Genomic DNA, 22029 nt, shown 5'->3' with positions numbered 1-22029 from the left:
CTGATTTTATGCGTTTTTTAATGAAGAATTTACTTGGATTTTAGATCTCAAAAATTGTAATTTCTTTCATACATTTATTGATTCCCCTCCTCTCAAAAAATTTCGTTATATAGAAACAAGAATATTGTGACAGACATAGAAAACGCTTTATGGTATAATGAAAACATGACTTTATAAAAGGAGAAAAACATGTCAAATCTTTCAGTCAATGCGATTCGTTTCCTTGGTATTGATGCCATTGAGAAATCGAAATCAGGTCACCCTGGCATCGTTATGGGTGCAGCCCCAATGGCTTACAGCCTCTTTACTAAAGAACTTCGTGTCAATCCAGCGCAACCAAACTGGATTAACCGCGACCGTTTCATCTTATCAGCTGGCCATGGCTCCATGCTTCTTTATGGCCTCCTTCATTTGTCAGGATTTGAAGATGTCACAATAGATGAAATCAAGAGTTTCCGTCAATGGGGGTCAAAAACACCTGGTCACCCAGAATTTGGTCATACAACAGGTGTCGATGCGACAACTGGTCCGCTTGGACAAGGTATTTCAACTGCAACAGGTTTTGCGCAGGCAGAGCGTTACTTGGCGGCTAAGTACAATCGCGACGGTTTCCCAATTTTTGACCACTATACCTATGTTATCTGTGGAGACGGCGACCTCATGGAAGGTGTTTCAGCTGAGGCAGCGTCATACGCAGGTCTTCAGAAGCTTGAAAAACTCATCGTTCTTTACGATTCAAACGATATTAACTTGGACGGTGAGACCAAGGATGCCTTTACGGAAAATGTCCGTGCTCGCTACGATGCCTACGGTTGGCATACAGACCTTGTGACCGATGGTACAGATGTGGATACGATTTTTGCGGCCATTGAAAAAGCAAAAACAGCAGGCAAGCCATCTCTGATTGAAATCAAGACAGTGATTGGTTATGGTTCACCAAACAAGGCTGGTAGCAATGCGGCTCATGGTGCTCCACTTGGACCAGATGAAGCAGAAGCAACTCGCAAGGCCTTGGATTGGAACTATGCTCCATTTGAGATTCCAGAAGAAGTCTACGCTGACTTCAAAGAAAATGTGGCTGATCGTGGTGCAGCAGCTTACGACGCTTGGGTTAAATTGGTTGAAGACTACAAGGCTGCTTATCCAGAATTGGCAGATGAAGTGACAGCTATCTTGGAAGGCCGTGAATTGGCAGAGCTCAAGCCAGAAGACTTCCCAGTTTATGAAAATGGATTTTCACAAGCCACTCGTAACTCATCACAAGACGCTATCAACGCAGCAGCGACTGTATTACCAAATTTCTTTGGTGGTTCAGCTGACTTGGCACACTCAAATATGACTGTCATTAAGGGGGAAGGACTTCAAGACTCTGTTAATCCGCTCAATCGCAACATCCAATTCGGTGTGCGTGAATTTGCTATGGGTACTATCTTGAATGGTATGGCAGCTCATGGCGGACTTCGTGTCTTTGGTGGTACATTCTTTGTATTCTCAGACTACGTCAAGGCGGCGGTACGCTTGTCAGCTCTGCAAGGATTGCCAGTGACCTACGTCTTTACCCACGACTCAATCGCAGTTGGTGAAGATGGACCAACCCACGAACCAATCGAGCATTTGGCTGGTCTTCGTGCAATGCCAAACCTCAACGTTTTCCGTCCAGCAGATGCGCGTGAAACACAAGCAGCTTGGTACTTGTCATTGACAAGCAAGTCTACTCCGTCTGCCCTTGTTCTCACTCGTCAAAACTTGACAGTGGAAGAAGGAACAGACTTTGATAAGGTTGCCAAAGGTGCCTACGTTGTCTACGATACAGAAGGCTTTGACACTATTTTGATTGCATCAGGTTCTGAAGTTAACTTGGCTGTAAAAGCTGCCAAAGAACTAGATGCAGCAGGCACTAAGGTGCGTGTGGTTTCTGTGCCATCAACTGAACTCTTCGATGCACAAGATGCTGCCTACAAGGAAGAAATCCTTCCAAATGCCATCCGTCGTCGCTTGGCAATTGAAATGGGTGCAACTCAAGGTTGGTACAAGTATGTCGGTCTTGACGGTAAAGTTCTTGGTATCGACACATTCGGTGCTTCAGCTCCAGCCCAAACAGTTATTGACAACTATGGCTTCACCGTTGAAAACGTCGTGAAATTGGTTAATGAGTTGTAAGATAGATTAACTAGGAACAGCCCTTCGCCGAGGGGCTGTTTTGTGTTATACTATAAACAAAAGGAGCTGTTATGAAATCTTTGAAATTTGATTTTTTGGCCTTTGTCATCGGTGGGATGTTGTTTGGGGTTGGCCTAAGTTTGCTTTGGGATGGTCTGCTTGCTTGGCCTAATTTTCTAGGTGCCATCTACTTATTTTTCTGTTGGCTGGCCTTTTCGTTTATCACGGATGATTTGTATGAAAAGATACCTAAAAATGCCTTGGCAGAAAAAATCGCCTTCCCGTCCCTCTTTCTCTTTGCCCCTCTGGTATTTCTCTTAAAGCTGAGAAAGTGAATCTTGTAAATATCTCGGTATGTCTGTGCGAGGTTGCCAGTTGTGCCTGTTTTGCTATTTGAATAGAAAAATACCTTACGGCATAGGGTTGGTACGGACCTTGGTCGCCCTATGTCCAAGCTGCTCTTAGTCAGAGGTTTGCCTTTTTCTGAAAATATGACTTATTTTCTTGTTTTTTCTTTTTTTATATGATATACTTAACAAGTTAATTAAAAGGTTAAGGAAATAAAATGAATCCGATTGCGTTAGAAATTGAAAAATGTTTGCATGAGATTGTCCTGAGTTCGGAAAATCAACTGGAGATTCTAGTTGGTAATTGCCAGAGCTCGGTCAAGTTGACCAATACCCAGGAGCATATCCTCATGTTGATTGAAAAGAATGCTTATACCAATACTGAGATTGCCAAGCAGCTCAATATCAGTCAGGCTGCAGTGACCAAGGCCACCAAGTCTTTGGTTGCGCAAGGTCTCTTGGAGGCAGTGCGGGATAGCAAGGATGGCCGTGTTGTTCGCTTTAGTCTGACGGACCTGGCTCGTCCCATTGCGGCGGAGCATGCCCACCATCATACCCACACATTAGAGGCTTACGAGGACTTGCTAAAGGGTTACACGGCTGATGAGCAAGAATTGATTGTTCGCTTTATGCAGGATTTAGTGGAGAAGATTAAAAAATAATGAGATACATCACAGTGGAGGATTTGTCCTTCTATTATGACAAGGAGCCGGTCCTAGAGCACATCCATTATCACTTGGATAGTGGGGAGTTTGTGACCTTGACGGGTGAAAATGGGGCTGCCAAGTCTACCTTGATCAAGGCGACCCTGGGGATTTTGAAACCAAAAATTGGTCAGGTGACTATTTCTGAAAAAAGCACCAAGGGGAAAAAGTTACGTATGGCTTATCTGCCGCAGCAGATTGCTAGTTTTAATGCTGGTTTTCCAAGTACTGTTTTGGAATTTGTTCGTTCGGGGCGTTACCCAAGGCAGGGTTGGTTTAGACGGTTGACGGCTCACGATGAGGAACATGTGAAGAAGAGTTTGGATTCGGTTGGTATGTGGGAGCATCGAGATAAAAAACTGGGGTCACTGAGCGGTGGACAAAAGCAACGGGCTGTCATTGCTCGGATGTTTGCATCTGATCCGGATATTTTCATCCTAGATGAGCCAACTACTGGAATGGATAGTGGCACTAAAGATGCTTTTTATAAGTTAATGCACCATTCTGCTAAGAAGCATGGAAAGGCTGTTTTGATGATTACTCATGATCCTGATGAGTTGAGTCGGTATGCAGATCGTAATATTCACTTGGTTCGTGACCAGGCTTCACCTTGGCGTTGTTTCAATGTTCATGATGCGGAACTAGACACGGAGGTTGGCCATGTTTGATCTGTCTATTTTCCAGTATGATTTCATGCAGCGGGCTTTTTTGGCAATTATTGCTATGAGTTTGTTTTCGCCAATCCTGGGTGTTTTTCTCATTCTCAGAAGACAGAGTTTGATGTCAGATACCCTTAGTCACGTTTCCTTAGCAGGTGTGGCGTTTGGTTTGGTTTTGGGGATTTCTCCGACTGTGTCCACCTTACTTGTTGTGATTGTGGCAGCAGTCTTTCTTGAATACTTGCGTACGATTTACAAGAACTTTATGGAAATCGGTACGGCAATCTTGATGTCTACAGGTCTGGCTATTTCCCTTATTGTTATGAATAAGTCTGGCGGTAAGTCGAGTTTGAGTTTAGATCAATACCTATTTGGATCGATTGTCACTATTAGCCAGGAACAGGTCTGGGCTTTGTTTGGCATTGCAGTTGCGGTTATCTTGTTGACCCTTCTCTTCCTACGTCCTATGTATATCTTGACTTTTGATGAGGATACGGCTTTTGTGGACGGTTTACCAGTACGTGCCATGTCGATTGCATTTAATGTGGTGACAGGTGTCGCCATTGCCCTGATGATTCCTGCGGCTGGTGCCCTCTTGGTATCGACCATCATGGTCTTACCTGCAGCCATTGCGCTTCGTTTAGGAAAAAATTTCAAGTCGGTGATTGTGTTCGGGATGTTGATTGGCTTCTTTGGAATGGTCACTGGTTTGCTGACATCTTATTATGCTGAAACACCTGCAAGTGCCAGCATTACCTTGATTTTTATTAGTATTTTCTTATTGGTGAATCTAGTAGCCAAGTTTAAAAAATAGGAGGAATTATGAAAAAATTAGCTCTTTTAGGTTTGGGTTTATCGTTCTTCGCCTTGTCGGCCTGCGGTAATAGCACAGCTTCTCAGGATGATGAGTTGAATATCGTGACCACTTTTTATCCAGTATATGAGTTTACCAAGCAGGTTGTGGGTGAGGAAGGAACAGTTGATCTTTTGATTGAAGCGGGTACAGAAGTTCATGACTTTGAGCCGTCTGCTAAAGATATCGCTTTGATTCAAGAAGCGGATACCTTTGTCTATGAAAATGAAAATATGGAAACTTGGGTGCCAGATGTTTTAGACAGTATTGATACTGAAGCGGTTGGTGTTATCAAGGCGACGGAGGAAATGTTGCTCTTGCCTGGTAGCGAGGAAGAAGAACATGACCATGCTGAAGGGGAAGAACATAACCATGCATATGACCCACATGTTTGGTTGTCACCAGAGCGTTCCATTACCTTGGTAGAAACCATTCGGGATGGTTTGATTGCCCAGTATCCTGAGAAAAAAGCTGTTTTTGAAGAAAATGCAGCAGCCTATATTGAAAAGCTAGAAGCTCTGCATTCTCAATATACAGAAACCTTGTCAGCTGCTAAGCAAAAATATTTTGTCACCCAGCATACTGCCTTTGCTTATTTGGCTTTGGATTATGGTTTGCACCAAGTGTCGATCACAGGTGTCTCTGCAGACCAAGAGCCTACGGCAACTCGTTTGGCGGAATTGACCGAGTATATCAAGACCTACGGTATCAAGTATATCTATTTTGAAGAGAATGCGTCTTCAGCAGTAGCGGAAACCTTGGCAAAAGAAACTGGCGTGGAACTGGATGTTTTGGATACGCTTGAGAGTGTGACGACAGAAGCTATGGATAGTGGTGAGGATTATATTTCCATCATGGAAGCAAACTTGGCGGCTTTGGAAAAAACAACCAGCCAAGCTGGTGTAGAGATCTTGCCAGAAGAGGGTGCGGAAACGGCTCAGACGGTTTACAATGGTTATTTTGAAGATTCTGCGGTAAAAGACCGGACTTTGTCAGATTATGCCGGGGAGTGGCAGTCTGTTTACCCATATTTGCTCGATGGTACGCTTGATCAAGTTTGGGATTACAAGGCGAAAATTAAAGGTGATATGACAGCTGAAGAGTATAAGGCATACTACGACACAGGTTACAAGACAAACGTTGATCAAATCAACATTACTGATAATACTATGGAGTTTGTAGTGGGAGACAAGTCTTACAAGTATACTTATAAGTACGTGGGTTATGAAATTTTGACTTATAAAAAAGGTAACCGTGGTGTTCGTTTCTTGTTTGAAGCAACGGATCCAAATGCTGGTGATTACAAGTATGTGCAATTCAGTGACCACAATATTGCCCCTGTTAAGACAGGTCACTTCCATATCTATTTTGGTGGAGAGAGCCAAGAAAAACTATTGGAAGAATTGGAAAACTGGCCGACCTATTATCCAGTTGGTTTGACTGGTTTGGAAATCGGTCAGGAAATGCTGGCTCACTAAGAAAATAAGGCTGAACGGAATGTTCAGTCCTTTTTCTTGACATTTTCTGACTACAAGTGTAAACTAAAATTAGAAAATGATTGTTGGGAGGTGAGTTTATGGAGCAGATGATTTCTGCTGCGGAGTGGCAGGTCATGCGGGTTCTGTGGGCCCATCCTGGTGCGACTTCACAGGAAATTATTCAGGCCTTGCAGGAGGGTTTTGACTGGCAGGCAACGACCATTAAGACACTTTTAGGTCGTCTGCGGAAGAAAAACTATCTGAGAATGGCTAAGGAAACCAGCAAGTACCATTATTATCCTATCATCAGTGAAGAGGTACATTTGCAGAGTCAGGTGGAACTTTTACTAGCTACCATCTGTTCCACTAAACAAGGTCAACTGGTTGAAAATTTGCTAGACACAGGGACATTTTCCCAAAAAAGCCTTGAACAACTAGCTAGCAAAATAGCCCAACTACAAAAGGCTGCACCTGAGCAAATCGCATGTCAATGCTTGGCGGGTCAATGTACCTGTGGGCATCATCATACTCTTCGAAAATCAACCTCAGACGTTGTTGACTTGACTTGATGAACTTCAGTTCTATCTGCATCTGCGTCGCCTAGTCTGAATCTGATTTTCATGGAGTATAAAAAAGGAGAAAGAATATGAAGCAAACTTTGAAATTGAAAAATTTATCTTGTCAAAATTGTGTCAAACACGTGACCAATCATCTCTTAGATTTGGACGGGGTGGAAGAGGTGCACATCCAGCTGGATCAGCAGTTGGCGGAGGTGGAAACCTCTGTGGCCTATGACTTGGAAGGCTATCAAGTGGCCTTGGACGATACCATCTATGAAGTGGAAGAGTTGATATAAGCGAAAAAGCAGCCGTCGGGCTGCTTTTATAACGCTTGAAGAAAGTGAGTCAGGTCTAGTTGTACTTGCGCAAGCGAAATCTGGTCCCAGAAGCCATCTGATTGAAAGCGTGGAATCAGGTGGACATGGAAATGGGTACCAGTGTCAAACAAGCGGTCATTGCAAGCTATGGTCACACCGTCAATCGCTAATTCCTGACAGAGTTTTTCAGTCAAAAAGACTTCCAAGTCCGATAATTCGTAGCGAACAACAGGTGGGACTTGGCTGAGCGTGTCATAGTGGTCTTTGCTGATAATCAGTAGATGCCCCGTTTGGACAGGGTCAATATCCCAGACGACCTTGAAATATTCCGTCTGGTAGAGAATATCTTCTTCTTTGAGCTGGTGGCAAAAAATGCAGGTCATGTCTTTTCTCCTAGGTTAGCAGAAAAGGAAATCACATAGGATTTCCTTGGGAGATGTTAATACGTCAACACAGAATATTTTTTCTTCCCGCGGCGGATAACGGTCAACTCGCCGTCAATTTTATCGCTGTCAGAAAGGCTATACTCCAAGTTCTGCACACGCTCGCCGTTGACATAAATGGCACCATTTTGCACATCCTCACGAGCTTGGCGTTTTGAATTGACAATACCAGAGGTAACTAGAAGTTCAACGATGTTAAGGTTGTCTTCAGCCTGTACAGCGTAGTTTGGAACGTTGCTGAGGCCCTGCTTGAGTTCTTTTGCGGATAGGTTTTTGATATTGCCAGCGAATAATTGTTCAGTAATGTTAAGGGCTTGGTTATAAGCCTCTTCACCGTGGACCAATGTCACGACTTCCTTAGCCAAAATCTTCTGAGCTAGGCGTTCATGACGGGCAGCGTCAAATTGTTTCTCGATTTCAGCGATCTCATCTAATGACAAGAAAGTAAAGATTTTCAAGAAACGGACAGCATCGTCGTCCATGACATTGAGCCAGAATTGGTACATTTCATACGGAGAAGTCTTGTCGGCATCCAACCAAACAGCGTTGCCTTCAGACTTACCAAATTTCTTACCTGTCGAGTCGGTGATAAGTGGTACAGTCATAACGTGAGCAGACTTGTCAGCCTTACGGCGAAGCAATTCAGTACCTGCTGTCATGTTGCCCCACTGGTCAGAGCCACCGATTTGCAGGGTGACATTGTGCTTGTCATTGAGTTCGTAGAAGTCATAGCCCTGCATGATTTGGTAGGCAAACTCGGTGTAGGAAATCCCTGTTTCAATCCGTTTTTTCACAGAGTCTTTGCTCATCATGTAGTTGACCGTGTAGTATTTACCGACATCACGAAGGAAGTCAATAAAGCTGATGTCTGAGAACCAGTCGTAGTTGTTGACCATTTCGGCCTTGTTGTCACCATTTTCAAAATCCAAGAAGCGAGAGAGTTGACCTTGAATTTTTGTCACCCAACCGTCCACGGTGTCTTTGGTTTGCAAGCTGCGCTCCGCATCCTTGAAGGAAGGGTCGCCAATCAGACCAGTTGCACCGCCAACTAGGGCGTAAGGCTTGTGGCCTGCTAACTGCAAGCGACGGCTGGTTAAAATTGCAACCAAGTGCCCCAAGTGTAAACTATCTGCTGTTGGATCGTAGCCTGTGTAATAAGAAACCTGTCCTTCTGTTAATGCTTTTACCAAGGCTTCTTCGTCTGTCGTTTGAAAGACCAAGCCACGAGCTTTTAGTTCTTCAAAAATATTCATATGAGGCTTTCTCCTTTTAAAATTTCCCCCTATTATACCATGAAATTGTAGAAAGTGGGCAAAGTTTGGTATAATAAAAGGAATAAGGAGTTACTATGACGACGAAACATTCTAAATTCAAAACAATGATGGCTTCTTTTAGCCTGACCAATGGATTGGGCATCTTGTTAAGAAGCATCAAATTATTGGTGGATTATTTGGCGGTCATTTTCCTAGTCTTGGGCAGTCTGGGTGCCGGGGTTGGAGTTGGCTATGTCTTTAGCCTATTTGACCAAGTAGAGGCACCTAGTAAGGAAGAGCTGCTGTCCAATATCGCCAATATCAGCAGAAATTCTCATATTGTCTTTTCGGATGGCTCTCCTGTAGCAGATATCAATTCAGACTTGTTGCGGAGCCCTATTGAAAATGCAGATATTTCTGACTATATAAAGCAGGCCGTGATTGCTACGGAGGATGTCACCTTTGAGAGCCACAATGGTGTTGTGCCTAAGGCGGTATTGCGTGCGGCTCTGGGCTCGGTTGGTTTTGGTTCTTCCAGCGGTGGTTCGACTATTACTCAGCAGTTGATTAAGCAGCAGATTGTTGGCGACGCTCCGACTTTTACACGTAAGGCCAATGAAATTATCACCGCCTTGGCTCTGGAGCGGGACATGTCCAAGGAAGATATTTTGACTACTTATCTCAATGTCTCGCCTTTTGGTCGAAATAATCAGGGCAAGAATATTGCCGGTGTAGAAGAAGCGGCGCGGGGAATTTTCGGAAAATCAACCAAGGAATTAACGGTTCCTCAGGCGGCCTTTATTGCTGGTTTGCCACAGAGTCCCATTGTCTACTCGCCCTATGCGGCAGACGGTAGTCTCAAGTCGGATGAGTATATGTCTTACGGCCTGGCTCGACACCAAGATGTACTCTATAATATGTACCGAGCAGAATTTCTGACCAAGGAAGAGTACGAGACCTATAAGGATTATGATATTCGCCAGGACTTCCTTCCTCCTAGTCCGGTAACAGAGGATACCAAGGATTTTCTATACTATGCTGTTCTGGATGAAGCCATTGACGTCATGTATGATTATCTGGTGGAGCGGGATAAGGTTTCAGATGCCAAGCTGAAAAATGATGAGACCGTTCAGGAATACAGAGAGCTTGCCGCCCAAGAAATTAGCCAAGGGGGCTATACCGTCACTTCTACGGTCAATCCTGCCATTCACAATGCCATGAATGCTGTAGCGCGTGACAATGGCTACTTGCTGGATGAAGGAAACGGAGTTGTAGAGACTGGTTCGGTCTTGCTAGATAACAAGACAGGTGCAGTGCTTGGCTTTGTTGGTGGCCGTGATTTTTCACAGAACAAGAACAATCATGCTTTCGATACTGTTCGTTCTCCCGCATCAACCATTAAGCCTATTTTGGCCTACGGTATTGCTATGGACCAGGGCCTAATCGGATCGGCTAGTATCTTCTCAGATTACCCAGCTCGTTTCTCCAGTGGCGAGCAAATCATGAACGTCAATAACCGAGGTTCAGGTATGATTGATTTGCAGACTGCTCTCAATCGCTCGGTCAATATACCTGTCTTCTGGACCTATAAGCTGCTGCAACAGTCTGGTGTGGATGTCAAGTCCTATATGGAGAAGATGGATTACCACATTCCGATGTATGACATTGAAAGTCTGCCTCTCGGAGGAGGGATTGATGTTTCTGTAGCTACCAATACCAACGCCTATCAAACCTTGGCAAACGGCGGCGTCTACAACAAGCATTATCTGGTTGAGAATATCAAGAAGGCTGATGGGACAGTTGTTTACCAGCACCAGGCGGCACCTGTTCAGGTTTACTCTAAGGCAACTTCGAGTATCATGATGAACCTGCTCAAGGGGGTTATTTCCTCTGGCTTGACCACAACCTATGCAAACCGTATCAGGGCTATCAACCCTCAAGTATTGGCCAATACAGATATAGCTGGCAAGACTGGTACGAGTAATTACGCTGGAGATGCTTGGCTCATGCTTTCGACCCCTCAGGTTACCTTGGGCTCCTGGGCAGGCTATGATGATAATACAAGTTTGGATGTTTTTGCAAGCTATAATAGCAATTCTCACTATGTTGCTTATTTGTCCAATGCCATCTATCAAGTGGCACCGGAATTATTCTCTGGACGATTTACACTGGATGATAGTGTGATTGCATCTAATGTAGTCACCTCTACTGGGCAACGGCCAGGTAGTGTGCAGGTCAATGGCCGTACGATTAACGTATCAGGTGCTACTACGACTAGTTATTGGGCCAAAAATGGGGCGCCGGTGACCAACTATCGATTTATGTTAGGTGGAACAGAGGCTGATTATCAGACAGCTTGGAATAGTTTGTTTGGCAACCAGCAGCGTAGGACGACCTCCTCAAGCAGTAACAGCAGGACAGGTTCTTCTAGCAGTTCGAGCTCATCATCCTCAGCAAATAATAATGATGAAGATTCCGAACCAAGCTCGGACTCTGGTGAAGAAGATAATCCTTGATTTTCAAGCGGTCTTGTGTTATAATCTTATAAATAATTTGTCGTCTGTCTTGTTTGAAATCTTGTCCAAACAAGACTTGCAGCAGTTAAATCACACTTTTCAAAGGAAGATTTAGCTGCTCTTTTTGTGTCTATTTGATGGATTTTTAGGAATTGTAATGTATTCTTAAAGATTCTAAATATTCAGAAAAAGGATGAATGGAGCCAGCTTATTGGCTGATAATTGAACTCGCTTACAACTCTGTGAAAAAAGATAAACACCTCCTCGGAGGCTTGCCTCCGTCGTCGTGTTTCCTATTTTTCTTTGAGTTGCTTACGGCTTAGTATCTTATTACAAAGGAGAAAACTTTTGGCAGGACATGAAGTTCAGTACGGTAAGCACCGTACCCGTCGTAGTTTTTCAAGAATCAAGGAAGTTCTTGATTTACCAAATTTGATCGAAATCCAGACAGATTCTTTCAAAGATTTCTTGGATTCTGGTTTGAAGGAAGTCTTTGAAGATGTACTTCCAGTATCAAACTTCACAGATACCATGGAATTGGAATTTGTTGGCTACGAATTGAAGACTCCAAAATACACTTTGGAAGAGGCACGTTCGCACGATGCCAACTATTCTGCGCCTATCTATGTGACATTCCGCTTGGTCAACAAGGAAACGGGTGAAATCAAGACCCAGGAAGTTTTCTTTGGCGAATTCCCAATCATGACTGAAATGGGTACCTTCATCATCAACGGTGCAGAGCGTATCATCGTTTCTCAGTTGGTGCGTTCACCGGGTGTTTACTTTAATGACAAAGTAGATAAGAACGGTAAAGTAGGTTATGGTTCAACGGTTATCCCTAACCGTGGAGCTTGGTTAGAATTGGAAACTGATTCTAAGGATATTGCCTATACTCGTATCGACCGTACGCGTAAGATTCCGTTCACAACGCTTGTGCGTGCTCTTGGTTTCTCAGGTGATGATGAAATCTTCGATATTTTTGGTGATAGCGAATTGGTACGCAACACTATTGAGAAAGATATTCATAAAAATCCAGCGGATTCACGTACAGATGAAGCCCTCAAGGAAATCTATGAGCGTCTTCGTCCAGGAGAACCAAAGACAGCTGAAAGCTCTCGTAGCCTTTTGACAGCTCGTTTCTTTGACCCACGTCGTTACGACCTAGCACCTGTTGGTCGTTACAAGATTAATAAAAAACTCAACCTCCGTACTCGTTTGCTCAACCAAACACTTGCTGAGCATGTGATTAACGGTGAGACAGGCGAAATCGTCTTGGAAGCAGGTACAGTCTTGAGCCGTGATGTGCTTGAAAAAGTAGAAGCTCAATTCGACGAACTCAACCTTGTTGAATACATTCCAAATGACAACGCTGTTCTTCTTGAGCCAGTTCTTTTGCAGAAATTCAAGATTGTGGCACCAAAAGATCCAGATCGTGTAGTCACTGTGATTGGTAATGCTAATCCGGCGGAAAACGTACGTACAGTAACACCTGCGGATATCTTGGCAGAGATGAGCTACTTCCTCAACTTGGCTGAAGGTCTTGGTCGTGTAGATGATATTGACCACTTGGGTAACCGTCGTATTCGTGCCGTTGGTGAATTGCTTGCCAACCAAGTACGTATCGGTTTGACGCGTATGGAACGTAACTTGCGTGAGCGTATGTCTGTTCAAGACAATGAAGTATTGACGCCACAACAAATCATCAATATCCGCCCTGTTACAGCTGCAATCAAAGAATTCTTTGGTTCATCTCAGTTGTCACAGTTCATGGACCAACACAACCCACTTTCCGAGTTGTCTCACAAACGCCGTTTGTCAGCCTTGGGACCTGGTGGTTTGACCCGTGACCGCGCTGGTTATGAGGTTCGAGATGTTCACTACACTCACTATGGCCGTATGTGTCCGATTGAAACGCCTGAGGGACCAAACATCGGTTTGATCAACAACTTGTCTTCTTATGGTCACCTCAACAAGTATGGTTTCATCCAAACACCATACCGCAAGATCGACCGTGCAACTGGTACTGTTACCAACGAAATCGTTTGGTTGACAGCAGATGAAGAAGATGCCTACATCGTAGCCCAATCAACATCACCACTTGATGAAAACAACCGTTTCGTTGATAAAATCGTTATGGGACGTCACCAAGGTAATAACCAAGAGTTCCCAGCAGATTCAGCGGACTTCATGGACGTTTCACCGAAACAGGTAGTTGCTGTTGCGACAGCATGTATTCCTTTCTTGGAAAACGATGACTCCAACCGTGCCCTCATGGGTGCCAACATGCAACGTCAGGCTGTTCCATTGATTGATCCAAAAGCACCTTACGTTGGTACTGGTATGGAGTATCAGGCTGCCCATGACTCAGGTGCTGCGGTTATTGCTCAACACGATGGTAAGGTTGTTTACGCGGATGCAGACAAGGTTGAGGTTCGTCGTGAAGATGGCTCTTTGGATGTTTACAGCATTCAGAAATTCCGCCGTTCAAACTCTGGTACAGCTTATAACCAACGTACCCTTGTAAAAGTAGGCGATGTCGTTGAAAAAGGCGACTTTATCGCAGATGGTCCTTCTATGGAACGTGGGGAAATGGCCCTCGGTCAAAACCCAATCGTTGCCTACATGACGTGGGAAGGTTATAACTTCGAGGATGCGGTTATCATGTCTGAGCGTCTGGTGAAAGAAGATGTCTATACATCTGTTCACTTGGAAGAATACGAATCAGAAACCCGCGATACCAAGTTAGGCCCTGAAGAAATCACACGCGAAATTCCAAACGTTGGTGAGGATGCCCTTCGTCAGTTGGATGAAATGGGTATCATACGTATCGGTGCGGAAGTTAAAGAAGGTGATATTCTTGTTGGTAAGGTCACACCTAAGGGTGAAAAAGATCTTTCTGCTGAAGAGCGCCTCTTGCATGCAATCTTCGGTGACAAGTCACGTGAAGTGCGTGACACCTCTCTTCGTGTACCTCACGGTGCCGATGGTGTCGTTCGTGATGTGAAAATCTTTACTCGTGCCAACGGTGATGAATTGCAATCAGGTGTTAACATGCTGGTTCGTGTCTACATCGCTCAAAAACGTAAGATCAAGGTCGGAGATAAGATGGCCGGTCGTCACGGTAACAAGGGTGTCGTTTCACGTATTGTACCGGTTGAAGATATGCCATATCTTCCAGATGGAACGCCAGTTGATATCATGTTGAACCCACTCGGGGTGCCATCTCGTATGAACATCGGTCAGGTTATGGAACTTCACTTGGGTATGGCGGCTCGTAACTTGGGTATCCACATTGCAACACCAGTTTTCGATGGTGCAAGTTCAGAAGACCTTTGGTCAACCGTTAAAGAAGCGGGTATGGATTCAGATGCCAAGACCATTCTTTACGATGGACGTACCGGTGAGCCATTTGATAACCGTGTGTCTGTCGGTGTCATGTACATGATCAAGCTTCACCACATGGTTGATGATAAACTTCATGCCCGCTCAGTCGGACCATACTCACTCGTTACCCAACAGCCACTCGGAGGTAAGGCCCAGTTTGGTGGTCAGCGTTTCGGTGAGATGGAGGTTTGGGCCCTTGAAGCCTACGGTGCTTCAAACGTCCTACAAGAAATCTTGACCTACAAGTCAGATGATGTGACAGGCCGTCTGAAAGCCTATGAAGCCATCACAAAAGGCAAACCAATTCCAAAACCAGGCGTTCCAGAATCATTCCGCGTTCTTGTCAAAGAATTGCAATCACTTGGTTTGGATATGCGTGTCCTTGATGAAGATGATAACGAAGTAGAATTGCGTGACCTTGATGAAGGTGAAGATGATGATATCATCCACGTAGATGATCTTGAAAAAGCACGTGCAAAAGCAGCAGCTGACGCAGCGGCAGCCTTTGCAGCAGAAGAAGCAGAAGACAAAGAATAATCAGATAGGAGACTAGGGGAGGTCCTTGCTTGATCTTGTATCAACTGGGATCGCCTAGTCTGTCTGGTGCTAGTCAGTCTAGCAACTTTGTCGGTTATTCAAGAATCCGAGGTGTGACTCATCCACCTCTCACAAGAAAAGAAAGGGATTATTAGTGGTTGACGTAAATCGATTTAAAAGTATGCAAATCACGTTAGCTTCACCAAGTAAGGTTCGTTCATGGTCTTACGGTGAGGTTAAAAAACCTGAAACAATCAACTATCGGACACTAAAACCAGAACGTGATGGACTTTTTGATGAAGTGATCTTTGGTCCAACAAAAGACTGGGAGTGTTCATGTGGTAAATACAAGCGTATCCGTTATAAAGGGATCACTTGTGACCGCTGTGGTGTGGAAGTAACTCGTGCAAAAGTCCGCCGTGAGCGTATGGGACACATTGAGTTGAAAGCTCCAATCTCACACATCTGGTATTTCAAAGGTATTCCAAGCCGTATGGGCTTGACCTTGGATATGAGCCCACGTGCGCTTGAAGAAGTTATTTACTTCGCAGCTTATGTGGTGATTGATCCGAAAGATACACCGCTTGAGCACAAGTCTATCATGACAGAGCGCGAATACCGCGAGCGTTTGCGTGAATTCGGCTATGGTTCATTCGTTGCCAAAATGGGGGCAGAAGCTATTCAAGACCTCTTGAAGCAGGTAGATCTTCCAAAAGAAATCGCAGCTCTTAAAGAAGAGTTAAAAACTGCAACTGGGCAAAAACGGATTAAAGCAGTTCGTCGCTTGGATGTACTCGATGCCTTCTACAAATCTGGTAACAAGCCAGAATGGATGATTCTCAATATCCTTCCAGTTATTCCGCCAGATTTGCGTCCAATGGTTCAGTTGGATGGTGGCCGTTTTGCCGCATCTGACTTGAACGAACTCTATCGCCGTGTAATCAACCGTAACAACCGTTTGGCTCGTCTCTTGGAACTTAATGCCCCAGGGATCATCGTACAAAACGAAAAACGTATGCTCCAAGAAGCTGTGGATGCCTTGATTGATAACGGTCGCCGTGGTCGTCCAATTACAGGACCAGGTAGCCGTCCACTTAAATCACTCAGCCACATGCTTAAGGGTAAGCAAGGACGTTTCCGTCAAAACTTGCTTGGTAAGCGTGTTGACTTCTCAGGACGTTCCGTTATCGCCGTTGGTCCAACGCTTAAAATGTACCAATGTGGTGTGCCACGCGAAATGGCGATCGAGCTCTTCAAACCGTTTGTCATGCGTGAAATCGTTGCCCGTGATATTGCTGGCAACGTAAAAGCTGCAAAACGCTTGATTGAACGTGGAGATGATCGTATTTGGGACATCTTGGAAGAAGTGATCAAAGAACACCCAGTTCTTTTGAACCGCGCACCTACCCTTCACCGTTTGGGTATCCAGGCTTTTGAGCCAGTTCTGATCGACGGTAAAGCCCTTCGTTTGCACCCGCTTGTCTGTGAAGCCTACAACGCCGACTTTGACGGTGACCAGATGGCGATTCACGTTCCATTGTCAGAAGAAGCACAAGCAGAAGCACGTATCCTTATGCTCGCGGCAGAACACATCCTTAACCCTAAAGATGGTAAACCAGTTGTAACACCGTCTCAGGATATGGTCTTGGGTAACTACTACTTGACCATGGAAGATGCTGGTCGTGAAGGTGAAGGTATGGTCTTCAAGGATGCGGATGAGGCTGTTATGGCTTACCGTAATGGCTATGTTCACTTGCATACCCGTGTTGGTATTGCAACAGATAGCCTTGATAAGCCTTGGAAAGACAACCAAAAACACAAGGTCATGATGACAACTGTCGGAAAAATCTTGTTCAACGCGATTATGCCAGAAGGTCTTCCTTACTTGCAAGAACCAAACAATGCTAACTTGACAGAAGGAACTCCTGATAAATACTTCTTGGAACCAGGATCAGATATCAAGGCTGCTATTGCAGAATTGCCAATCAACCCACCATTCAAGAAGAAAAATCTTGGTAACATCATCGCTGAAATTTTCAAGCGTTTCCGTACAACTGAAACATCAGCCCTGCTTGACCGTTTGAAAGACTTGGGTTATTATCATTCAACACTTGCTGGTTTGACAGTGGGTATTGCCGATATTCCGGTTATCGACAACAAGGCTGAAATCATTGAAGAATCTCACGAACGTGTAGAACAAATCAAGAAACAATTCCGCCGTGGTATGATTACGGATGATGAGCGTTATGCAGCTGTTACAGATGAATGGCGTTCAGCTAAGGAAAAATTGGAAAAACGTCTGGTTGAAAAACAAGATCCGAAGAACCCAATCGTTATGATGATGGACTCTGGTGCCCGTGGTAACATTTCCAACTTCTCCCAGTTGGCCGGTATGCGTGGTCTGATGTCAGCTCCGAACGGACGTATCATGGAATTGCCTATCTTGTCTAACTTCCGTGAAGGTCTTTCTGTATTGGAAATGTTCTTCTCAACTCACGGTGCCCGTAAGGGTATGACGGATACGGCCTTGAAGACAGCCGACTCAGGTTATCTGACTCGTCGTTTGGTTGACGTTGCCCAAGATGTCATCATCCGTGAAGACGACTGTGGAACAGACCGTGGTCTTGACATCCGTTCTATCACAGATGGCAAGGAAATGATCGAGCCACTTGAAGAGCGTTTGCAAGGTCGTTACACTAAGAAAACTGTTAAACATCCTGAAACGGGTGCCGTTATCATTGGTCCAAACAAATTGATTACGGAAGATATTGCCCGTGAAATTGTCAATGCAGGCGTTGAACAAGTAACCATCCGTAGCGTATTTACATGTAACACTCGTCACGGTGTCTGCCGTCATTGTTACGGTATCAACTTGGCAACAGGTGATGCGGTTGAAGTGGGTGAAGCAGTTGGTACGATTGCAGCTCAATCTATCGGTGAGCCTGGTACACAGCTTACAATGCGTACCTTCCACACGGGTGGTGTAGCCTCAAACAGCGATATCACGCAGGGTCTTCCTCGTGTTCAAGAGATCTTTGAAGCTCGCAATCCAAAAGGGGAAGCGGTTATCACTGAGGTCAAAGGGGAAGTTATCGCTATTGAAGAAGATGCTTCTACTCGTACCAAGAAAGTCTTTGTTAAAGGTGTGACTGGTGAAGGTGAATATGTGGTTCCATTTACAGCCCGTATGAAGGTTGAAGTTGGTGACCAAGTTGCGCGTGGTGCAGCCCTTACCGAAGGTTCTATCCAACCAAAACGCTTGCTCGAAGTCCGTGATGTCTTGGCGGTTGAAACTTACCTTCTTTCTGAAGTTCAAAAAGTTTATCGTAGCCAGGGTGTAGAAATCGGCGACAAGCACATCGAGGTAATGGTTCGTCAAATGCTTCGTAAAGTTCGTGTCATGGATCCAGGTGACACAGATCTTCTCATGGGTACCCTCATGGATATCACAGACTTTACAGATGCCAATGCTGACGTGGTTATTGCAGGTGGTATTCCGGCAACAGCTCGTCCAGTTCTTATGGGTATCACAAAAGCGTCCCTTGAAACCAACTCATTCTTGTCTGCCGCATCCTTCCAAGAAACAACTCGCGTTCTTACAGATGCAGCTATTCGTGGTAAACGTGACAACCTTCTCGGTCTTAAAGAGAACGTTATCATCGGTAAGATTATCCCAGCAGGTACAGGTATGGCCCGCTACCGTAATCTTGAACCACAAGCCATTAATGAAGTTGAAATCATTGAAGACACAGTAGCTGAAGAACTTGCAGCAGAAGCAGACCTTGAAGCTGTAACTGAATAATAAGCTTTAAGGGAAGACCGTTTGGTCTTCTCTTTTTGTGTAACCTGTTCAAAAAAAACAACCAGATGGTGTCCACCTGATTGCTACTATGCTGTCTTTATTTTAAGCTTGGAAAGATGAGAAGGTTCTCCAATTGCTTGTGATAATAATCCTTGTACTTAGAATACACCAAGGTGTGGTTTAGTTGGTCTTGGGTCTTGCCAGGAAAGTCTGAAATGATGCCATCAACCGCTAAATCATCTGCCTGGGTCACGCCAGCTTCATCATTGACTGTCCAGACATAGAGAAATTTCTTGGAGGCTTTGATGTAATCATGTAATTCGGGAGACAGGTCGCTCAAAGGGACGCTGAATCCAGTTAAACCTGGAAATTGCTCCTCAAGGATGGAATTCATAATCAAGACTGTTTCAAATTTAGGTGAGTGGCTGAGGACTCTCTTCATAAATTCTTGGTCAGCTGTTTGTAGTTGATGCTGGCCTTGCTCTAAACGCTGTTGGTATTTTCCTAGAAAGTTTTCCACAATCTGTGGACTGTCTAGCTCAGAAGTTTTGAAATCAATCAGGAGCTTTTGACCAGACTTTTCGGCCTCTGTCAGAATCTGATCAAAGCTGGCGATATGGGCTGTGTGCCCCTCTTGATCGGTCAAGCTAATGTTGGTTAGAGTGCTTAAGGGCAGGTCGTGTGGCCGATAGTGGAGCCCTGTCCAGCCGGATAGATTAGGGTCGTGAAAGACCACATATTCCAAATCTGCTGTTTCCCAGATGTCAATTTCAATGTAGTCAAACTTACTTTTGCTGGAAATTTGGAAGGCCTCGAGACTATTTTCAACTGCGCTAGGACCGTTGAGGGCCCGGTGGGAAATGACCTGTGGAGACTTTGGGATAATCAGTCTGGCCTCTTGTTTAACAAGGTAGAAGACTGGAAAGACGGGTAGCCAGACGACCAGTAAGGAAGCTGGTTTCCACCAGGTGAATTTTTCGTCAAAAATGACTTTCCACCAGAGCCAGAGCGAGAAAGACAGGACCAGAACAAGGCCACTATAGAGCAGGGCGAAGAGAATGAAGTAAATTTCTTGCACATGCTGGGGAAATCTTTCTGTCAGATGTGCTTGGAGATAGTAATTGGCCAGACTGACAGAGTACCAAAGTCCCAGGGCCAATAGGGGGACCAGGAGTCCAATGGCTAATTTTTTCCATAGGGGTCTTTGTATTTTTCGTTTTCGGATGTTTGATTTGATAGATTGCTTCATGCTTGCGGAACTTTCTGATTTTACGTACTAGCTTATTATACTTTAAAACCGTCAAATAATCTACTATATTTTTGAGAAACCTAAGCGCAATTGGTGTGGGGAATCAGATGAAATTCTTCTCGGTCAACCAGGCGCGGATAACAGAGAGGGTTTTGTCTTGGAATTTGCCGGATTCGTACATGTGGTCGGCTCCTGTTAGGGACACGAGCACTGATTCGGCGTAGTTCTGAGCTGTTTTTCTGGCGATGGCGGATACGGTCATCTTGTCTTCGCTGCCCGTGATGACCAGGACTGGACCCGAAATCTTGCTGAAATCCACATAGCCTGCTCTGCTTTTGTCAAAGAAAGGAAAGGCCATCTGAGTGTAAACCTTGCCGGATTCAGGAACCAGGGTCTTGAAGATATCCTCCTTGAGACTAGGGTCCTGGATGTTGAGGCAATAGGTGAAAAACTCATCCTTGTATGGTGGCATGGGCTTTTTCCAGAAGCCCCAGCGCAGGAAGTGGCGGATGAAACAACGAATCATGGTTGGATAGAGGGCAAAGATGTCGGCAGTAGGGGCAGGCCCCATGAGAATCATGCCGGCGATTTCTGTGCGCTCGGCGACCATTTGTGCCAAGAGACAGCCCAGGGAATGCCCTAGTAGTAGAGGAGGCTCTTCCAGACTTTCGACCAGGGCAACCAAATCATCAGCGTAGTCGGTCAGGCTGACGGCACCAACCTTTTCCATCACTTGCTCATAGGGTAAGTCGTGGTAGCGCAGGCTAGGCGTGTGAACAATGATGCCCATTTTTTCTAATTTTGTGGCAAATTCTCCCCAGACAGCCCCATCGCACCAGGTTCCGTGAATCAAGATTATATGTTTCATAGACTTTCCTCCAATCATTTTTTCCATTATAACATGTTTGTCATCTGCTTGTGAGTCAGCTGTAACAGTTGTCATATTTATTTAAGTCTTCTTCAAGCTTTCTGCCTTAGGATAGATAGGGTAATATCTGAACCCACCTTTATAGCTCGGCATCTTTATTTTTTTATATAAATGTGCTTCGCTTGGGAATATAGGTTCTAGAAGAAAGGAAGTATTGAAATGAATACATTTTTTGCAAATAAGAAGTTGAAATTGGGAATCGCTGCAAGCTTAGTTGCAGGTATGGCCATGCTGGGACAATCCTCGGCAAGTGCAGATACCTTTGATTCCTATGGTCCGCGCTATCTGGGAGAACATCCAGCTCCAATCTACCAATCATTTGGAGTGGCTGATAACAGTAGCGCTGTCATTTCGGAGACGGTCTCTACAGCCTCTACGACCTATAGTTCCGCTGTAACGACCACTTATACTGCCAACACCTATCCAGTCGGCCAATGTACCTGGGGTGTAAAGGAGCTAGCGCCATGGGTAGGTAACTATTGGGGCAATGGAGGTGATTGGGCAGCAAGTGCTGCGGCTCAGGGCTATACGGTTGGGACAACTCCTCAGGTAGGTGCCGTTATCGTATGGACAGATGGTGGCTATGGACATGTGGCTTATGTGACAGACGTAGCAGCTGACGGGACCATTCAGGTGATGGAATCGAATTTTAATGGCAATATGTCCATTGGAAACTACCGTGGATGGTTTAACCCGACGACTACCGGGGCAGGTACGGTTAGCTATATCTACCCACCAGCGGATGCTTAGGTAAGGGATAGGAAAGAGGTCTTGGCCTCTTTTTGCTTTCCTATCTACAGCAGCTGATTTTTGGAGCCAAGAATGATATACTAAGAGTG

Annotated in this window: 15 protein-coding genes and 1 pseudogene; 12 read left to right on the top strand and 4 right to left on the bottom strand. The window is 44.9% G+C overall.

The genetic code is table 11. From position 1 onward, the window contains the following. Positions 1-189: 189 nt before the first annotated feature. From tkt to ACVC7T_RS04285, 8 genes are all read left to right on the top strand, one after another. On the top strand, positions 190-2160 hold the full coding sequence (gene tkt / locus ACVC7T_RS04320; protein ID WP_447262550.1) for a transketolase: 1971 nt from the start codon (positions 190-192) through the stop codon (positions 2158-2160). A 71-nt stretch (positions 2161-2231) separates the two neighbouring features. After that, a complete protein-coding gene (locus ACVC7T_RS04315) occupies positions 2232-2495 on the top strand; it encodes a hypothetical protein (RefSeq protein WP_447262549.1) in 264 nt (87 codons plus the stop codon). A gap of 230 nt (positions 2496-2725) precedes the next feature. Then, a complete protein-coding gene (locus tag ACVC7T_RS04310) occupies positions 2726-3169 on the top strand; it encodes a zinc-dependent MarR family transcriptional regulator (protein WP_447262548.1) in 444 nt (147 codons plus the stop codon). Next, positions 3169-3879: a metal ABC transporter ATP-binding protein gene (locus ACVC7T_RS04305; protein ID WP_105161010.1), complete on the top strand. Its 711-nt coding sequence runs from the start codon at positions 3169-3171 to the stop codon at positions 3877-3879. Before ACVC7T_RS04310 ends, ACVC7T_RS04305 begins: the two co-directional genes overlap by 1 nt. Next, positions 3872-4684, top strand: coding sequence for a metal ABC transporter permease (locus ACVC7T_RS04300; protein WP_105161009.1), 813 nt, complete (start codon positions 3872-3874; stop codon positions 4682-4684). The genes ACVC7T_RS04305 and ACVC7T_RS04300 overlap by 8 nt, the downstream gene beginning before the upstream one ends. Positions 4685-4692: 8 nt before the next feature. Further along, positions 4693-6201 (top strand): metal ABC transporter solute-binding protein, Zn/Mn family, encoded by a 1509-nt coding sequence (locus ACVC7T_RS04295; RefSeq protein ID WP_447262547.1) that lies wholly within the window; start codon positions 4693-4695, stop codon positions 6199-6201. Between the two features lie 98 nt (positions 6202-6299). Beyond that, on the top strand, positions 6300-6770 hold the full coding sequence (locus ACVC7T_RS04290; protein WP_172059138.1) for a CopY/TcrY family copper transport repressor: 471 nt from the start codon (positions 6300-6302) through the stop codon (positions 6768-6770). A gap of 77 nt (positions 6771-6847) precedes the next feature. Beyond that, positions 6848-7057, top strand: a complete 210-nt coding sequence (locus tag ACVC7T_RS04285) for a heavy-metal-associated domain-containing protein (RefSeq protein ID WP_105123026.1) — start codon at positions 6848-6850, stop codon at positions 7055-7057. 26 nt (positions 7058-7083) lie between these two features. Here the strand turns inward: ACVC7T_RS04285 and ACVC7T_RS04280 are convergent, their stop codons facing one another. After that, the gene (locus tag ACVC7T_RS04280; RefSeq protein WP_105123025.1) at positions 7084-7461 is read right to left on the bottom strand and encodes an HIT family protein; all 378 of its coding nucleotides are present in this window, start codon (positions 7459-7461) and stop codon (positions 7084-7086) included. A gap of 56 nt (positions 7462-7517) precedes the next feature. After that, positions 7518-8774: a tyrosine--tRNA ligase gene (tyrS, locus tag ACVC7T_RS04275; protein WP_447262546.1), complete on the bottom strand. Its 1257-nt coding sequence runs from the start codon at positions 8772-8774 to the stop codon at positions 7518-7520. 95 nt (positions 8775-8869) lie between these two features. On the opposite strand from tyrS, the gene pbp1b reads away from it, so the two are divergent. The 3 genes from pbp1b to rpoC all read left to right on the top strand — a co-directional run bounded on the left by pbp1b (position 8870) and on the right by rpoC (position 19013). Further along, positions 8870-11290, top strand: coding sequence for a penicillin-binding protein PBP1B (gene pbp1b / locus ACVC7T_RS04270; protein ID WP_447262545.1), 2421 nt, complete (start codon positions 8870-8872; stop codon positions 11288-11290). A 348-nt stretch (positions 11291-11638) separates the two neighbouring features. After that, positions 11639-15211, top strand: coding sequence for a DNA-directed RNA polymerase subunit beta (gene rpoB / locus ACVC7T_RS04265; RefSeq protein WP_447262544.1), 3573 nt, complete (start codon positions 11639-11641; stop codon positions 15209-15211). 154 nt (positions 15212-15365) lie between these two features. Then, complete coding sequence (gene rpoC, locus ACVC7T_RS04260) at positions 15366-19013, top strand: DNA-directed RNA polymerase subunit beta' (RefSeq protein ID WP_447262543.1); 3648 nt, start codon at positions 15366-15368, stop codon at positions 19011-19013. A gap of 97 nt (positions 19014-19110) precedes the next feature. On the opposite strand, the gene ACVC7T_RS04255 is transcribed toward rpoC, so the two are convergent. Both ACVC7T_RS04255 and ACVC7T_RS04250 read right to left on the bottom strand, forming a co-directional pair. Then, a complete protein-coding gene (locus ACVC7T_RS04255) occupies positions 19111-20262 on the bottom strand; it encodes a glycerophosphodiester phosphodiesterase family protein (RefSeq protein ID WP_447262542.1) in 1152 nt (383 codons plus the stop codon). A gap of 103 nt (positions 20263-20365) precedes the next feature. Beyond that, positions 20366-21130 (bottom strand): alpha/beta fold hydrolase, encoded by a 765-nt coding sequence (locus ACVC7T_RS04250; protein ID WP_105123042.1) that lies wholly within the window; start codon positions 21128-21130, stop codon positions 20366-20368. A 462-nt stretch (positions 21131-21592) separates the two neighbouring features. Between ACVC7T_RS04250 and ACVC7T_RS04245 the strand changes: the two are divergent. Beyond that, a pseudogene (locus ACVC7T_RS04245) lies at positions 21593-21940 on the top strand (CHAP domain-containing protein); the annotation flags it as partial. Positions 21941-22029 lie beyond the last annotated feature (89 nt).

The sequence above is a fragment of the Streptococcus sp. P25B114 genome, assembly GCF_053010325.1.
Note: the sequence above shows the minus strand (reverse complement) of the source record. Positions and strands in the feature narration are given on the sequence as shown.

Coding starts and splice junctions, on each gene's coding strand:
- ACVC7T_RS04250 (WP_105123042.1), bottom strand. CDS start 21,130: ATGAAACATATAATCTTGATTCACGGAACCTGGTGCGATGGGGCTGTC.
- ACVC7T_RS04290 (WP_172059138.1), top strand. CDS start 6,300: ATGGAGCAGATGATTTCTGCTGCGGAGTGGCAGGTCATGCGGGTTCTG.
- ACVC7T_RS04255 (WP_447262542.1), bottom strand. CDS start 20,262: ATGAAGCAATCTATCAAATCAAACATCCGAAAACGAAAAATACAAAGA.
- ACVC7T_RS04310 (WP_447262548.1), top strand. CDS start 2,726: ATGAATCCGATTGCGTTAGAAATTGAAAAATGTTTGCATGAGATTGTC.
- tyrS (WP_447262546.1), bottom strand. CDS start 8,774: ATGAATATTTTTGAAGAACTAAAAGCTCGTGGCTTGGTCTTTCAAACG.
- ACVC7T_RS04295 (WP_447262547.1), top strand. CDS start 4,693: ATGAAAAAATTAGCTCTTTTAGGTTTGGGTTTATCGTTCTTCGCCTTG.
- ACVC7T_RS04300 (WP_105161009.1), top strand. CDS start 3,872: ATGTTTGATCTGTCTATTTTCCAGTATGATTTCATGCAGCGGGCTTTT.
- ACVC7T_RS04315 (WP_447262549.1), top strand. CDS start 2,232: ATGAAATCTTTGAAATTTGATTTTTTGGCCTTTGTCATCGGTGGGATG.
- ACVC7T_RS04285 (WP_105123026.1), top strand. CDS start 6,848: ATGAAGCAAACTTTGAAATTGAAAAATTTATCTTGTCAAAATTGTGTC.
- ACVC7T_RS04305 (WP_105161010.1), top strand. CDS start 3,169: ATGAGATACATCACAGTGGAGGATTTGTCCTTCTATTATGACAAGGAG.
- pbp1b (WP_447262545.1), top strand. CDS start 8,870: ATGACGACGAAACATTCTAAATTCAAAACAATGATGGCTTCTTTTAGC.
- ACVC7T_RS04280 (WP_105123025.1), bottom strand. CDS start 7,461: ATGACCTGCATTTTTTGCCACCAGCTCAAAGAAGAAGATATTCTCTAC.
- tkt (WP_447262550.1), top strand. CDS start 190: ATGTCAAATCTTTCAGTCAATGCGATTCGTTTCCTTGGTATTGATGCC.